The 2,347-nt window shown below is 59.6% G+C and carries 2 protein-coding genes; both read left to right on the forward strand.

What is annotated here, in order from left to right:
- Positions 1-211: hypothetical protein (locus IQ26_RS38860; RefSeq protein WP_208760317.1), on the forward strand; the 211-nt coding region annotated here is incomplete at its 5' end.
- A 96-nt stretch (positions 212-307) separates the two neighbouring features.
- Positions 308-2,278, forward strand: a complete 1,971-nt coding sequence (locus tag IQ26_RS38865; protein ID WP_145723575.1) for an elongation factor G — start codon at positions 308-310, stop codon at positions 2,276-2,278.
- The last annotated feature ends 69 nt before the right edge of the window (positions 2,279-2,347 follow it).

Consider the following 2,347-nt stretch of genomic DNA (forward strand, 5'->3'; position numbering starts at 1 on the left):
TGAGCGGTCACTTCCAGATATGTGTGCCATGCTGGAGTTTACCGCGCCAGCTGCTGAGGCGGAATCCGATCAAATCGACTTTCCACACGGTCTGCGGGATATTTGCGACAACCGCTGTATGCGCCTTCTGACCGCAATCGGAGATATAGCCGTTCTTGACATAAGATTGGATACAGCTTTTAAGTTTGCCGGCGGCTCTGCAAACAGTTGAGTTTGCGAATTCATAGTCATTAGCTCCTAGAGGTCCCAATGCGCCGAGTCCCTTCTCACGAAAATCACGTTCGAATTTCTGAGAAGTTGAGGGTTCATGCGCACTTTGAATCTGGGCATCCTGGCCCATGTGGATGCAGGAAAAACTAGCCTAACCGAACGACTCCTTTTTGATGCCGGCGTCATTGACAAGCTCGGCAGTGTCGATAGCGGCAACACCCAGACCGACAGCCACGAGCTGGAACGGCAGCGCGGTATCACGATCCAGGCCGCCGTGGTCTCCTTCACCCTTGGCGATACGATAATCAATCTCATCGATACGCCCGGCCACCCCGATTTCATCGCCGAAGTAGAGCGAGTGCTCGGGCTGCTCGATGCCGCCGTCGTCGTCGTTTCTGCGGTCGAGGGCGTCCAGGCGCAGACGCGGGTGCTCGTGCGGGCCTTGCAGCGGCTTTCCGTTCCTTTCGTCTTCTTCGTCAACAAGGTCGATCGCCTCGGCGCCCGTTATGACGAGGTGCTACGGTCCATCGCCGGCCAGTTGCCGGTCCGCCCGATCGCCATGTCAACGGTCAGCCATGCCGGCAGTAAGCTTGCTGAGGTGGCTGTTCTCGATCCGGACCGCGAACCGCTTTTCACCGCTCTGTGTGAGGCTTTGGCGGAGAACGACGATGCGCTGCTCGGCGATTATCTACAGGCACCGGATCGTTTGACCGCCGAGAGGCTTGAATGCGCGCTGCGGAAACAAGTCGCCGCCGGCATGGTGCAGCCGGCATTTGCCGGCGCTGCGATGACCGGCGTCGGTCTGCCGGCCTTGGCATCGGCGATTGCCACCTTGTTGCCCGGTCGCCGTCTCGATCCTGAGGCTGCAGTCGCCGGCAAGATTTTCAAGATTGAACGCGGATGGGGCGGCGAGAAGCTGTGCTATCTCTACCTCTCATCCGGCACCGTCCAGCTCCGGCAATATGTGAATCTTCCTCAAGGACCGGCACGGGTGACCGGAATCCATCTCTTCGAAGCCGGCAAGGTTCGCAGCGCCGACAGCTTCAGGGCGGGGCAGATCGCCCACGTCAGCGGCCTCAGCAATGCCCGGATCGGGGACTTGGTGGGTTCCAATGCCGTCGCGGATATCAGGCCGCATTTTGCGCCGCCGACGCTGGAAACTCGCGTTCAAGCGCAGCGTCCGTCTGAGAGTGCGGCGCTCTGGCTGGCGCTAAACCAGTTGGCTGAACAGGATCCGCTGATCGACCTGCGCAGAAATGAGGATACGAACGAGATGTTCGTATCCCTCTATGGCGAAGTGCAGAAAGAGGTCATCCAATCGACCCTGGTGACGGATTTCGGCGTTGAAGCGACGTTCGAGGACAGCACCGTCATCTGCGCAGAGCGGCTCGTTGGAACAGGTACCGGCCTTCAGACTATTTTCAAGGAGCCGAACCCGTTCCTGGCGACTGTCGGCCTGCGCGTCGAACCACGATCGGAAGGGGCGGGCAACAGTTTCGCTCTGGAAGTGGATGTGGGCCAGATGCCGGCAAGCTTCTACCGGGCGGTGGAGGAAACCGTGTTCGAGACGCTCAGGCAAGGCATCTTCGGCTGGCAGGTCATCGATTGCCACGTGGCCATGACGGCGGCCCGCCAGAGCTCGCCGTCGACCACTGCGGCCGATTTCCGGCACTTGACGCCCTGGGTATTGGCGGCGGCACTGTCGGCGGCGCAAACCATCGTCTGCGAGCCGATCGACCAGTTCCATCTCGAAGCTCCTGGGGAGAGCCTCAATCGCCTGCTGACCCTGCTTACCAAATCGGGCGCTGTGATCAAGGAGACGGCTATCATGGACGGTATGGTACGACTGGAGGGGTATGTCGCCTCCGAAATGATCCAGGCTATCCAGCAGCAATTGCCTGGCCTGACGAGCGGCATAGGGACGATGGAAACATCCTTCCATCACTATGCCCCGGCAACCGATCCGCAGCGTTCGCGCAGACGTTCCGGCATCGATCCCTTCAATGGCCGCGAATATCTGCTCCGTTTGTCGCGAAAATCCTGCAGACCGTGTGGAAAGTCGATTTGATCGGATTCCGCCTCAGCAGCTGGCGCGGTAAACTCCAGCATGGCACACATATCTGGAAGTGACCGCTCA

It is taken from the genome of Mesorhizobium tianshanense, from assembly GCF_007830515.1.
GTDB classification, from domain to species: Bacteria; Pseudomonadota; Alphaproteobacteria; order Rhizobiales; family Rhizobiaceae; genus Mesorhizobium; species Mesorhizobium tianshanense.

What these genes read in the sequence shown, in the direction of transcription:
- IQ26_RS38865 (WP_145723575.1), top strand. Translation starts at nt 308, where the DNA reads ATGCGCACTTTGAATCTGGGCATCCTGGCCCATGTGGATGCAGGAAAA.